Here is a 12,955-nt window from a genome sequence, read left to right as displayed (position 1 = left end):
TAATCACAAAAAAAATATACATCATGGAAAAGAGATTTCCTTTGCCTCCGTTCACGCAGGAAACCGCATTGCAGAAAGTACAAATGGCGGAAGATGCCTGGAACAGTAAAGACCCACAACGGGTATCACTGGCCTATTCGGTGGATACTGAATGGCGTAACCGCGATCAGTTTATCCGCGGCCGGGAAGAAGTAGTACAATTCCTTTCTAAGAAATGGGAACGGGAGCTGGACTACCGCCTGAAAAAGCAACTCTGGAGTTTTACCGATAACCGCATCGCGGTATGCTTTGAGTACGAATGGCATAACCAGGCCGGGCACTGGTTCCGGTCGTATGGCAACGAATTATGGGAGTTTGACGAAAACGGCCTGATGCAGCGTAGGCTGGCTGCTATTAATGATGTAGCGATTAACAGCAATGAGCGTCGCCTGGCTGAAAAAGAAAGCTGATGCCCCCATGCTCCCGGGTGTTTGAATTTTGTAACTTCGTGGTATGAATAAAACAGAAACCTTACAGGAATTTTACCAGCACAAATTCAATGCGGTGCCCGACCGCCTGCAACAGGACCTCGGTCACTTCAACGTATTCCGGCTGGAAGACTGTATCGTAAACGGAGATATCACGATCAAATATAGTCGCCGCGATTTTTACAAAGTCAGCCTGATACGTGGACATAACCTGTATCATTATGCCGATAAAACGATAGAAGTGAAAGGCAGCGCCCTGGTGTTTTGCAACCCGCAGGTGCCTTATGCCTGGGAGTCGCTGTCGGGTGATAACAGTGGTTATTTCTGCATATTTAAGGAGTCTTTTTTTACCGGCGCCATGAGAGGCAATATTCATGAGTTACCGATGATGGCGCCCGGGGGCATTCCTTCCTACCTGTTAAACAACGAGCAGGATAATGAAGTGGCGCAGTTGTTTGAAAAAATGCTGGGGGAAATTAATAGCGACTATGTATTAAAATACGACCTGCTGCGAAATTACCTTACAGAGATCATGCACTATGCCTTGAAAATGCAGCCATCTGAATTTGTGTACCAGCATACCGATGCCAAGACCCGTATCACCTCCGTGTTTACGGAGTTACTGGAAAGGCAGTTTCCTATCGAATCGCCGGGGCAACGCTTTGTGATGAGATCGGCCAACGACTTTGCGAAACAGCTGGCTGTTCATGTTAATCACCTGAACCGGGCTATACGTGATACCACGGGTAAAACCACTACCGCGCATATAGCGGAGCGGCTCGCCAGCGAAGCTAAGGCCCTGCTGAAGCATACCGACTGGAACATATCGGAAATCAGCTATGCCCTGGGATTTGAGGAACCTTCGCACTTCAACAACTTCTTCAAGAAACATACCCAGCTCACCCCGGGTGCTTTTAGGGATGTTTGAATTTTGCAATGATTGGTTTGAACCGCGTAACAACGGGTACCTGTTCCTGTTCTAGCTTTGTGTCATCAAAAAACACACAAGATTATGAACAACACTTCCGTTTGGTTCGTTACCGGCGCCTCTAAAGGATTAGGTCGCTCATTCGTACAACAATTACTCAGTCAGGGATATAAAGTAGCGGCAACTTCCCGCAGCATCGGCGATCTTCGCACCATATCTGCTGATCCCAATTTCCTCCCGCTGTCGGTGGACCTGAAAAGCGAAAGCAGCATACAACAGGCTGTAGATGCCACTATCCAACAATTTGGACGTATAGATGTACTGGTGAATAATGCCGGTTACGGACAAGTAGGTAGCGTAGAAGAATTGTCTGATGCAGAGGTCCGCGCCAGCTTCGATGTCAATGTATTTGGACTGCTCAATGTTACCCGTGCAGTACTGCCGCATATGAGAGCGCAGCAATCCGGTCATATCTTCAACATTTCCTCTATCGCCGGCTTTACAGGCGCCTTCCCCGGTTTCGGTATCTATTGCGCTACCAAGTTTGCTGTAGATGGATTGTCTGAATCACTGTCCACAGAAGTAAAACCTTTTGGTATCCAGGTAACGATCGTATCACCCGGATATTTCAGAACCGACTTCCTTGCTTCCAGCTCACTGGGCGTACCTGCTCAACCACTGGCTGCTTATGAAAACGTGCGCGCCACCCAGGATGCACACCAGCACCAGATTAATGGCAATCAGCCCGGCGACCCTGAAAAAGCAGTCGCCGCAGTCATTAAGATAGCTGGCAATACCCAGGCGCCCCTGCACCTGTTCCTTGGTGAAGATGCCTACAATATGGCTTTCCAGAAGATGGAGGTAATTACTGCCGACCTGGAACAGTGGAAAGAAGTGACGGTCGCTACCGCGATTGAAGCGTAAGAAATAGATTCACGTAAAGGAGCAAAGAAACGAAGCAGCAAAGACATTACATCTCTGCTGCTTCGTTTCTTTGCTCCTTTGCGTGAGCCTTACTCACCTTTTTTAACCGTAAAATCTTCTCCCAACACCAGTTTTCCGCTTTTCCCTTTCGTTACCAGGTCGGCAATTTGTTTATCGCTGAGTTTTTTATCGATAGGAGCAAAAGGAATTTTGAAGCCACATTCCCTGAAATTCGTACAGCCGTAGGCGGTATTCCCTTTTTTCAGCAAATGTGTTTTACATTTTGGGCAGGTTAGTTCTTCTACCGCCACCACCTTCTTTGGTTTCGGTTCTTTTTTGGGTTTCTCTTTTTCTTCCGGTACGGGTGGCGGATCTGGCGCCACGGTAATGAATTTGTAACTGGCAGTTTTTACTTCTTTGGTAAGGTCTACCACCATCTGTATTAATTCATCTTTAAAGGTATCCATGGCATATTCGCCTTTTTCGATCAGGCGGAGCTTGCGTTCCCATTGGCCGGTGAGTTCCGCGCTTTTCAGCAGCTCTGTTTGTATGGTATCGATGAGGTCTATGCCGGTTTGCGTGGCATAAATGTTTTTCTTCTTCTTTTCTATATATTTCCTGCGGAACAGTGTTTCGATAATGTTGGCGCGGGTGGAAGGACGTCCGATGCCATTGTCTTTCAGCAGTTCACGCATTTCCTCGTCATCTACCTGTTTACCGGCTGTTTCCATGGCCCGGAGCAAAGTGGCTTCTGTAAAGGCTTTAGGCGGTGTTGTTTTTCCCTGGTGTATCCTGGGCGTATGAGGTCCGCTTTCGCCTACTTCGAAGTGTGGCAGTATTTTTTCTTCTTCTTCGCCTTCTTTTTTCTCTTTTACATCGTTGGCATACACTTCTTTCCAGCCGGGTTCCAGGATTTGCTTACCGGTTACTTTAAACGGAACCTGGCCTACTTTACCGAGTACGGTGGTATTGGATATTTTACATTCGGGGTAGAAGGCTGCAATGAAGCGCCGCGCTACCAGGTCATAAATCCTTTTCTCTTCGAGGGGAAGTCCGCCGGGATGCATACCGGTAGGAATAATGGCATGGTGGTCGGTTACTTTTTTATCATCGAAAACTGTTTTCAGCTTGGGGATAGGATTAGCCAACAGCGGCGCGGTAAGCGCGGCATAAGGTGTCATATCTGCCAGTATCCCCGCTATTTTTGGATGCAGGTCTTCCGAGAGGTAAGTGGTATCTACCCTGGGGTAGGTGGTCAGCTTTTTCTCGTAAAGGTTCTGGATATATTTGAGCGTATCATCTGCGGTATATCCCAGTTTTTTGTTGGCTTCTACCTGCAGGGCCGTGAGGTCGAACAAGCGGGGATTGCCTTCCTTGCCATCTTTCTTTTCGAAGGAGGTTACTTCAAAAGGATGTTCTTTCAGGTAGGACAGCCCTTTGGTGGCTTTATCCAGCGTTTTGAGGCGATCGATGGCGGCGGTAAATTCTGTTTCCCGGTAGATGGTTTTCAGCTCCCAGTAGTCCTCCGATACGAAAGCATTGATTTCTTTCTGCCGTTGTACAATCATGGCCAGGGTAGGGGTTTGTACGCGGCCTATCGACAGCACCACTTTGCCCTGGGCAAATTTTTTGGTAAACAGGCGGGTAGCATTCATGCCCAGCAGCCAGTCGCCTATGGCTCTGGCACTGCCGGCTGCATACAGGTTATCGTATTGATCGGCCATTTTCAGGTGCAGGAATCCATCGCGGATCGCCTCTACCGTCAACGAAGAAATCCACAGCCGCTTGATAGGAGCCGTACATTTTGCTTTCAATAATACCCAACGCTGTATCAGTTCGCCCTCCTGGCCGGCATCCCCACAGTTAATCACTTCTTCGCATTGCTGTACCAGGGTTTCTATCACCTTAAACTGCTTCTGTACCCCGGTGTTTTCAATCAGCTTAATACCAAAGCTGGGTGGTATCATCGGAAGGTCTTCCAGTCGCCAGAACTTCCACTGTTCATAGTAATCATGTGGTTCCTTGAGGGTACAGAAATGGCCGAATGTCCAGGTAACCTGGTAGCCATTACCTTCATAGTAGCCATCTTTGCGTTGTTTTGCCCCGATCACTTCTGCAATATCCCTTGCCACACTTGGTTTTTCAGCAATACAAACTTTCATAATCGATTAAAATTGGGTAACAAATGTCGGATAAAATACTCGTTCGTGCAGCTAAATTCATCATGTTATAATTTCAGCTATACACATACAATAATACCAACTAATTTAAGGTTAATATTCACATTTGCATATACCCTTTTTATATGAAGACCGGTTTTCTGTTATTGTTTACGATGTTACCCCTGTTGGGTACCGCGCAATCCAAACTCACTTTTGATGGCAGCTTTGAACAGGCAAATGCCGGCACCGGCCTGCCTGACGGCTGGATGAAATGGGGTACGCACTATCAGCAATACCTTGATACGCAGGTGGTGCACAGTGGCCGCCGGTCTCTGTGCTTAACTCCAGGGGGCGCGAAAGGCACCAATGATTTCGGCAGCAGTGCCATTGCTATTCCCGTTGCTTTTTCGGGAGAGAAGATTACGCTGACGGGTTACCTGAAGCTGGAAAACGTGGAAAGCGGGGTAGCAGGCCTAATTATGCGCATTGATGATAAAGACAATAAGGTCCAGGAGTTTAATAACATGCAGCAGGATAAAATCCATGGTACCGCCGACTGGAAGCAATACAGCATCACATTACCCTTGCCCAGGGATGCGAAGACCCTGTATGTAGGCGCCCTCACCAATGGTACCGGGAAGGTGTGGGCGGATGACCTGGAAATAACGGTAGATGGCAAGCCGCTGTCGAAAGCGCCGCCGCGCAACGTTTACAAGGCCGATAGCGATACCGCCTTCGATGGAGGTTCGGGTATTGATATCCCTGCTCTCACGCCCTTGCAGGCCAGGCACCTGGAAGTGTTAGGCAAAGTATGGGGTTTTCTTAAATATTATCATCCGGCCATTGGAAACGGGGATTATAACTGGGATTATGAATTGTTCAGGATATTACCGGCGGTATTGCAGGCAGGTACGGAGGCAGCCAGGAATGGGGTATTACTGAGTTGGGTCAACAAATTGGGGCCAGCAGCGTTGCGGAAGGAAAAGAAGGTGGATGACAGCAAACTTAAAATGTTGCCGGACCTGGACTGGATCCGTGATGAAAAAACACTCGGCAGAGATTTATCTGTTGTCCTGGAAAACGTAGCTGATATGCGCCGGGAAGATGAGCAGTATTATGTACAGTTGTATCCTACTGGTAACCCACAATTCCTTCATGAAAACAGCTACAGCAATATGTTGTATCCCGACGCCGGTTTCCGGCTGCTGGCTTTATTCCGCTACTGGAATATGGTGCAATATTATTTCCCGTATAAATACCTGGTCACAGAGGGCTGGCAGCCGCAGCTGGCGAAATTTATCCCGCTGTTTGTGCAGGCGAAGGATGTTGCCGCTTATCAAACTGCGTTGCAGGAATTGATAGCATCGATACATGATTCTCATGCTTCTCTCTATGGGCCTAATCTTTACATCCGTAACCGGATGAAGTCAAAGACACTACCGGTGAGGATTAAGTTTGTGGAAGAAAAAGCAATGGTCATGAAAACCACCGATCCGAACCTGGCGCTGCGCAAAGGAGATGTGATTACCGCTATTAACCAGGAAGCAGTAGCTGATATCGTAAAACGGCTATTGCCCACCACTTCTGCCTCCAACTATCCTACACAACTGAGCAGGATAGAAAATTACCTGTTGCTAACGAAAGACAGCATACTAACGATTACGTATGAACGAAATGGGGAACAGTACACGGCTGCCCTGCCTACGGTACCGGGCGCTGATAATTATGTGCGAGGCGATCAGCCGGCTACTTCCTGGCATATGATAGGCAATGATATCGGCTATGTATACCCGGGACTGTTCAAAAATACCCAAATGGATAGCGTGAAACAAGCCTTTGCGAATACCCGGGGAATGGTGATCGACCTGCGTTGTTATCCCTCAGATGATATGCTGGGATCACTCGCCTTGTATGTGTTGCCGGAAAGGCAAACATTTGTCAAATTTACCACCGCCAGTACTACCTCGCCGGGGTTATTTACTGTGACGTATCCCATGAGTGCCGGTGGAAAGAATAAAGACCCTTATAAGGGAAAAGTAGTGATCCTGGTGAATGAAACTACCCAAAGCAACGCAGAGTTTGTGACCATGGCCCTGCGCCTGGCGCCCCGGGCCACGGTGATGGGCAGCACCACTGCCGGCGCCGACGGAAATGTATCCTACCTCGCGCTCCCCGGGGGCCTCAATTCCCTGTTTACCGGTATCGGCGTTTATTATCCTAATGGAGAAGAAACCCAGCGGGTGGGCATCAAGCCGGATATCATTGTTATACCAACGGTGAAGGGTATACGGGAAAACCGGGATGAGGTATTGGAAAAGGCATTGTCTCTTATCCGGGAATAAGCTAACGGGTGAACGTTTTCGGTAAAGAAAATTTCTTAGCTACTTTATTATATCGTTTCAGGTACTTCCGGTCCTTCTTCACGCCCACGGCGGTAACGATGCCGGAAGTTTCTGCTTTTACCCAATAGTTGAATACAAACTTCTCCCGGTCGCGTATAAAAAACATCCGGGTGGGCCGGTGATTGGCATTTCTCAGCAACAGGTTCGCGAGCGTGGTTTTCAGGTTGTCCATAAAACCGGCGCGGGTAGTATCTTTCTTATTCAGTACCTGTATCTGCAGGCCATGATAGAAGAAATGCATATCACCCAGGGTGGCATATTTATTCCCCGTCCAGCGGGAGTAAATGCTATCAGCATATCCCCGCTTTACTTTCACCGCGGCCATGGGAATAGCTACTGCATTGAATCTTTCCAGGTCCATAGGGGCCAGGTAGCTCTGTGCCACAAACCCTGACAGTGAGTCGCTGTACGATTCCTGGTAAGAAAAATGATGAATGGGACTGCCCAGCAGCTGGCCCCGGGCAATGATATGCAGGCTGTCGCCGCCGGTATGTACGTTGCCAAAATGAGTAATCAGGGCATTGATACCCGTAATAGGTACGGCTGACCATTGTTGGGTGGCTTTGGAAGATTCTTTCACCGTCACCGCCGATTCCCGCAATTCAATGGAATCTACCTGCAAACGAAATGGAATGGTGTTGATCAACTGTGTGGGCATATACTTTTCAATGCCGTGTTCGAACGGTATCCGTTTATCCCTTTGCGTGGTTAACTGCGCATGATCGGCGAGGATATGCCGTATTATTAAGGTAGTATCCCCGGCTTGTTCCCGGAGCTGTAATCCCCCGAGATGCAGCGCTTCGCCGGCTACGGTGATATAGTCGCGTTGCCATTTGGCAATGCGGAAAGTTTCTTCGGCGCTTAGGTTCGGCATTACCTGGAAACGATAGAGTGTGAGGCCGTGATGATCCGGATCCATGGCGAAACTATCCACCCTGGCATGCAGCTGTTTATTTTTGTAGTACAGGGCGCCCTGGTCGATACGGGTATTATGCAGTAACGATGCCCAGGGTATTTTGTCGGGCTGCCGGAAAACAAAGGCAGGATCGTTAAATATTCCTGATAAATGATCGAGTTGTAATGCTAATGTGTCGGCATGATGTAGGGCCAGGGAAACATCCTGCCAGCGCATATCTACGCCGGATGTAACAGATAGCTGATGCGTGGCATTTTCGTGTATACTGCCCTGGTGGAGTTGCGCCGACAATTGAGGGATACGGGCATCCATGTTTTTGTTGTGAAACTGCAACCGGGAAAAATCCATGTCCATATGATCGTAGTGCCACCGGTTGCGGTTACCGCTATGCAGCTGCACCCTGCTGCCCCGGATGTTTACATGGGTTTGCAGCTGGCTGCTGTCTTTGTCTTTCACGGTCATGTACGCTATGCGGGCATCCTGTACATCCAGCTGTTTGATTTCCGTCATTAAAGGAATAGATCCGTTATTTTTTTTAACAGCTTTTCCCTGGCGATAGATGCTTACCTCGGGTTGGTGAACGCTGAGCGAGTTGATGGACAGCTCTTTCAACTCCGTGCTGTGTATATCTGCGGCAATATCCAGGGAAGGAATTTTTATTTTAGTATATCCGTTGTCGTTATATAAAATCGCGCTGGCATCGGTAACAGTGGCCTGACTGCGGTTTATTGATACCTGGGCAATATCCAGAGCGGTAGCGCCGTCGTGGTGGCTGATATGGTGAAATTGCCCGGCTGCGGATCCCCAGGTAATGAAGCGTTGCAGGGTACGCAGGTTCCGGAAGGCAATATTACTGGCGTCGAAACTGCTGTGAGAATTCCTGAATTGCAGCTGACGGATATCGAGCTGGCCGATCCGTATCACCGGCAGATTTTTATGGGATACTGCAGCGTGGCTAGTTTTTGGCGGTAATTGTATTTGCAGGGTACCCAGGCGTATCAGGCCTACTTGGATATCTTTTGACTGCTGGAAAACGTCCCAGTCAAATACCTCCCAATAAAGCTCCCGGGCCGTAAGGCAGGCGCCATTTTCCAGCGTGGCTACCAGCTGGCTGGCTTTGTTGTGACGGTGGGTACCATCGAAGGTGTAGTTGTTCACCGCGATGTTTGTTTTCCCGGCGATGGCGCTTATTTCGCGTATATGGAGGTTGGGCATGGAATGTTTAATATCTACCAGGGAGTCGCTGAGGAAAAAATTATGCAGCAATACATCGGTAGTAATATTTTTCAGCTGTAGTTTCACCGGTAGTTGGCCTGTAGCGGTGAAGCTGGCATTGCCATCCTGGATATGGAAGGTATCCACCATAATTACCTCACTCAGGTTGTGCAGCGTTTGATAGAAGGCCGGCATTTTAATACTGCCGCCGTTGGCTACTGCTATCCGCTTGCTGCCCCGCTTTTCCTTAGTGAGGAAGCTGATACGGGGCTGAAATAACAGGGCATTATCTGCTTTCAAATGTTTTTTTAGCAGATCTTCCAGGCTTACATCATTCAGTCGCAGGGAGGGCGCCGTAAAAGTAAGGCCCTTTCCAGAGTGGTTTTGCGGGGTAGGCCCATATTCTACATTGTTAAAAATAACGTCATTGTGCTGCAGTATAAATTCATCTACGCTAAGCTGAAACAGGCTGTCGAGCGAATAAAACTTAATCTTATTCAGGCTGAGGGCGATACTGTCGGTGGTGATGCCGGGCACCGTATCATGGGCAATAGTGAGGTTGTATATGTTCAGGTTAGTACTGCGGGTGGTGCCGGTGGATACATGGCCGGTCAGGAGCAACGCGCCGTCTTTTACGGCGATATACCGGAAGTTTATTTTTTTGAACAGGGTATTGGGGAGACTGTCTAATGCCCGCTTTTTATCGTGGTTGCTGGTTTTCAGGCCGGGGAGCTTTAATACCGGCCGTATACATACAAGGGTATCGATCAGCAGTTCCTGGCGCATATAAATAGCAGGCAGGTGGCGGGCATTGAAATAAAATTTGTCGGCCTGCAGGGACATGCCTCCGCTGGTGGCGGTAGGATTACTGACAATGGTACAGGAATCCAGCTCAAATACCTGTTTCTTTCCCGAAAAATGCAGCCGTTTGAAACTGACGGTATTCCTGCCATCCGGCAAAATCCAGTATTGGTTATCGAATGAAAACTCCACATCATCTGAACCCAGGATATGATTATCTGAGTTGGTAACCTTGGTAAAGTTGACAATAGAAAAGTTAAAATGGTTGATATGCAGTGGCGCCGGACCATTTACCCGGCTGTATACCAGCGATCCTTCTTGTACATGTACTATTCGCGCATTTACATATTCCAGCGTTTGTTCCAGGTGTTGCACAATAGACGACAACTGAAAAGTATCCTGCCTGGGCCCTCTCGGCATATGTTCATGCATCGTCAGGTGTGGGCTGATAACGGAGAGACTGTCGACCAGCAGCTTTTTATGGAAGATCAGCGCCCTCCAGGATTGTATGGAGAGATACAGCCGGGGGATGCTGGCATTGTAATGGGCATTTACATGAAGGGTATCTCTGCAGATGAGCTTTGCATTGTGTACCACAATGTTTCTCTTCAACAGGGAGAAGTCGATATCTTCTGCATCAAATTTATAGGTGTTGCCAGACTCTTTGTTAACAATGTATTGAATAACGTTTACAAATTTATGGGTCACCAGGTAATACAGGATACCGCCAATGACTACCCGGAGGAGGAATAGTACCAGCAGTATTTTAAGCCATTTATATAGTTTGGGAGACAGTTTCATGAATTTGTATCGCCGGTTACCCATTGCTAACAGGGAAGTATATCCGAATGTTTAATGATCAGGCCACGAGCCTGGCAATGCCAAAAGCGGCGGCGGCGGCCAGTATGCCGATCATGGTTACTTTCAGCGCGCCTGCAATGGGTGGCTGCCCGGTTACCTTACTTTTGAAGTAGCCAAATACAAACAGGCAGATAACTGTGAGGATGGTGGATCCTATCAGTCCGCGTTGGGGCGTATCCGTAATCAGGTAGGCCGACAAGGGAAGCAGGCCGCCCACGAAATACGAGGCGCCAATGGTGAGGGCGCTCTTACGGGCTCTGTTGGGATCGGGTGCTTCCAATCCCAATTCGAACTTCATCATAAAATTCACCCATTTTGTTTTGTCTTTCGCCAGTTCAGTCGCCACCAGGTGTTGTGCTTCCGGACTTAGTCCGTATTCGGCAAATATTTCCTTTACTTCATCCATTTCTTTTGCCGGTACTGTTTCCACCTCGTTGTATTCCCGTTTTAATTCGCTGTCGTAGTGTTCCAGTTCTGTTTTCCCGGCCAGGTATCCACCCAGTCCCATGGCAATACAGCCGGCTACTATTTCGGCAATACCGGCGGTGAGGATGATGCCATTGCTGCTCACGGCACCGCTAAGACCGGCTGCCAGGGCGAAAGGTACTGTCAGGCCATCGCTCATGCCTATTACCATGTCTGTGATGAAATCCGAGCTTTTTAAATGTTGTTCCTGGTGCATACGCTAGTGATTTAGGGTGGGATTGCGGATATAAATATAAGGGCTTTATCGTATTTTGTTTACCTTAAGTAAGCGCTACTTAAAACGAATAGTTATGTCAAACGCGATTGTATGTTTTGGAGAGATGTTATGGGATATTCTTCCGGAGAAGGAGTTGCCGGGTGGGGCGGTGATGAATGTGGCCTACCACCTGCAACGTTTAGGCGAAACCGTTTCCCTCGTGTCGCGGGTAGGTAAAGATGCCAGGGGACAGGGATTGCTGGATATGCTGCAGGGATATGGACTCGATACACAGTATGTACAACTGGATGAAAAGCAGGAAACCGGTAAGGTATATGCCGATATGAGCAACCCCCATGAGGTGCATTATGATATCGTATACCCGGCGGCGTGGGATTTTATTCAATGGGAACCGTCGTTGGCGGCATTGTTGCACCGGCCGGATACCCGTTACCTGGTGTTTGGTAGCCTTTGTTCCCGCGACGTAGTATCGCGCCATACACTGGAACAGGCGTTGAAAGAAGCGGTAGTCAAGGTGCTCGACATTAACCTGCGGGAGCCGCATTATACCCGGGCGCATGTAGAATGGTTATTAGAGGAGTGCCACGTATTGAAGTTGAATATTACAGAGCTGGAGCTGATCAGCAGCTGGTATCATCCCTATGAAGACAAGGAACAGGCGGTGCGGTTATTGTCGGCGCGGTTTAACATCCATACCATTGTAGTAACGATGGGGGAAGATGGCGCCTTATTATGGATGGATAATACGGCTTATGTAGAACCGGGGATACCGGTAAAGGTGGTAGATACGATTGGCAGTGGCGATGCTTTCCTGGCGGGGTTTCTGCACAGTGTGATCCGCAAACGGCCGGCGCGGGAATGCCTGGTGTTTGCCAATGCGCTGGGTGCGCTGGTGGCCTCTTTTGCAGGAGGTAGCCCTGATTATGATCCCGGTACCATATTGCCATAAATACCAGCGGCCCCGCGGGGCCGCTGGTGCTAACAGGATAGTTATTTACGGGTAAAGATGATTTCCATTTCTTTCATTTCGTTACCGTCGGTTATGCGGTACATTTCCATGGTGTGATGGTCTTGGTCCTGCCACTTTTCCACCTGGCGGAGCTTCACATGCTTGCCGGTGATGGGGTCGTCCATTTCCCCTGTTAATTCAAGGGCTTTAAGGTCGTCGTTCCATTTGCCTTCCATGTTCATGATACCAGTGCCCATATTATCGATCCAGGTACTGACATACATCTTTCGCGCATTGTCGTAACCCATAAGGCCCAGGCCTTCGAAGGGCATGCCCATCATATTGCCGGTGTATTTGCTTTGGCAAAACCTGCCGCCCATAATCATTTTGTTGACACAACTGCCGGATGATTTTTGGGGAGGGTCGCCGGGTTTTTCCCAGAAGCTGGCTTCGGTGGTCCATTCACCATCAGCCAGGGCCATGTGCTGGTGTTGGGGGCCGGGTGTCATGTAAGCCATCCATGCTTTCATCATGGCGGCAGAGTCTTGCTGCGCAAAGGCATTGGAAGCCATTAACAGGCATAAGGCTGCTAAAAAGTAAATTGTTTTCATGATGTACGATGGTTTA

Annotated in this window: 9 protein-coding genes; 5 read left to right on the top strand and 4 right to left on the bottom strand. The window is 48.7% G+C overall.

The genetic code is table 11. The annotated features are described in order from the left end of the window. The first annotated feature begins 23 nt into the window (after positions 1–23). The 3 genes from HGH91_RS22970 (at position 24) to HGH91_RS22960 (ending at position 2,319) form a co-directional block, all read left to right on the top strand. Positions 24–449 (top strand): nuclear transport factor 2 family protein, encoded by a 426-nt coding sequence (locus HGH91_RS22970; RefSeq protein ID WP_168741139.1) that lies wholly within the window; start codon positions 24–26, stop codon positions 447–449. A gap of 43 nt (positions 450–492) precedes the next feature. Further along, positions 493–1,395: a helix-turn-helix domain-containing protein gene (locus HGH91_RS22965; protein WP_168741138.1), complete on the top strand. Its 903-nt coding sequence runs from the start codon at positions 493–495 to the stop codon at positions 1,393–1,395. An 84-nt stretch (positions 1,396–1,479) separates the two neighbouring features. Continuing rightward, the gene (locus HGH91_RS22960) at positions 1,480–2,319 is read left to right on the top strand and encodes an oxidoreductase (protein WP_168741137.1); all 840 of its coding nucleotides are present in this window, start codon (positions 1,480–1,482) and stop codon (positions 2,317–2,319) included. An 89-nt stretch (positions 2,320–2,408) separates the two neighbouring features. On the opposite strand, the gene HGH91_RS22955 is transcribed toward HGH91_RS22960, so the two are convergent. Then, a complete protein-coding gene (locus HGH91_RS22955; protein ID WP_168741136.1) occupies positions 2,409–4,481 on the bottom strand; it encodes a DNA topoisomerase 3 in 2,073 nt (690 codons plus the stop codon). Between the two features lie 143 nt (positions 4,482–4,624). Here HGH91_RS22955 and HGH91_RS22950 point away from each other — a divergent pair, with 143 nt between their 5' ends. After that, positions 4,625–6,823: a S41 family peptidase gene (locus HGH91_RS22950; protein WP_168741135.1), complete on the top strand. Its 2,199-nt coding sequence runs from the start codon at positions 4,625–4,627 to the stop codon at positions 6,821–6,823. 1 nt (position 6,824) lies between these two features. On the opposite strand, the gene HGH91_RS22945 is transcribed toward HGH91_RS22950, so the two are convergent. After that, complete coding sequence (locus HGH91_RS22945; RefSeq protein WP_168741134.1) at positions 6,825–10,616, bottom strand: hypothetical protein; 3,792 nt, start codon at positions 10,614–10,616, stop codon at positions 6,825–6,827. A gap of 58 nt (positions 10,617–10,674) precedes the next feature. Further along, positions 10,675–11,358 (bottom strand): VIT1/CCC1 transporter family protein, encoded by a 684-nt coding sequence (locus tag HGH91_RS22940; protein WP_168741133.1) that lies wholly within the window; start codon positions 11,356–11,358, stop codon positions 10,675–10,677. Between the two features lie 94 nt (positions 11,359–11,452). Here HGH91_RS22940 and HGH91_RS22935 point away from each other — a divergent pair, with 94 nt between their 5' ends. Next, complete coding sequence (locus HGH91_RS22935) at positions 11,453–12,328, top strand: carbohydrate kinase family protein (RefSeq protein WP_168741132.1); 876 nt, start codon at positions 11,453–11,455, stop codon at positions 12,326–12,328. A 41-nt stretch (positions 12,329–12,369) separates the two neighbouring features. Here HGH91_RS22935 and HGH91_RS22930 read toward each other — a convergent pair whose 3' ends face one another. After that, complete coding sequence (locus HGH91_RS22930; RefSeq protein WP_168741131.1) at positions 12,370–12,939, bottom strand: DUF1579 domain-containing protein; 570 nt, start codon at positions 12,937–12,939, stop codon at positions 12,370–12,372. Positions 12,940–12,955: the final 16 nt, after the last annotated feature.

This window comes from Chitinophaga eiseniae (assembly GCF_012641265.1).
Classification (GTDB): Bacteria; Bacteroidota; Bacteroidia; order Chitinophagales; family Chitinophagaceae; genus Chitinophaga; species Chitinophaga eiseniae_A.
Note: the sequence above shows the minus strand (reverse complement) of the source record. Positions and strands in the feature narration are given on the sequence as shown.

What these genes read in the sequence shown, in the direction of transcription:
- HGH91_RS22965 (WP_168741138.1), top strand. Translation starts at nt 493, where the DNA reads ATGAATAAAACAGAAACCTTACAGGAATTTTACCAGCACAAATTCAAT.
- HGH91_RS22940 (WP_168741133.1), bottom strand. Translation starts at nt 11,358, where the DNA reads ATGCACCAGGAACAACATTTAAAAAGCTCGGATTTCATCACAGACATG.
- HGH91_RS22960 (WP_168741137.1), top strand. Translation starts at nt 1,480, where the DNA reads ATGAACAACACTTCCGTTTGGTTCGTTACCGGCGCCTCTAAAGGATTA.
- HGH91_RS22970 (WP_168741139.1), top strand. Translation starts at nt 24, where the DNA reads ATGGAAAAGAGATTTCCTTTGCCTCCGTTCACGCAGGAAACCGCATTG.
- HGH91_RS22935 (WP_168741132.1), top strand. Translation starts at nt 11,453, where the DNA reads ATGTCAAACGCGATTGTATGTTTTGGAGAGATGTTATGGGATATTCTT.
- HGH91_RS22945 (WP_168741134.1), bottom strand. Translation starts at nt 10,616, where the DNA reads ATGAAACTGTCTCCCAAACTATATAAATGGCTTAAAATACTGCTGGTA.
- HGH91_RS22950 (WP_168741135.1), top strand. Translation starts at nt 4,625, where the DNA reads ATGAAGACCGGTTTTCTGTTATTGTTTACGATGTTACCCCTGTTGGGT.
- HGH91_RS22930 (WP_168741131.1), bottom strand. Translation starts at nt 12,939, where the DNA reads ATGAAAACAATTTACTTTTTAGCAGCCTTATGCCTGTTAATGGCTTCC.
- HGH91_RS22955 (WP_168741136.1), bottom strand. Translation starts at nt 4,481, where the DNA reads ATGAAAGTTTGTATTGCTGAAAAACCAAGTGTGGCAAGGGATATTGCA.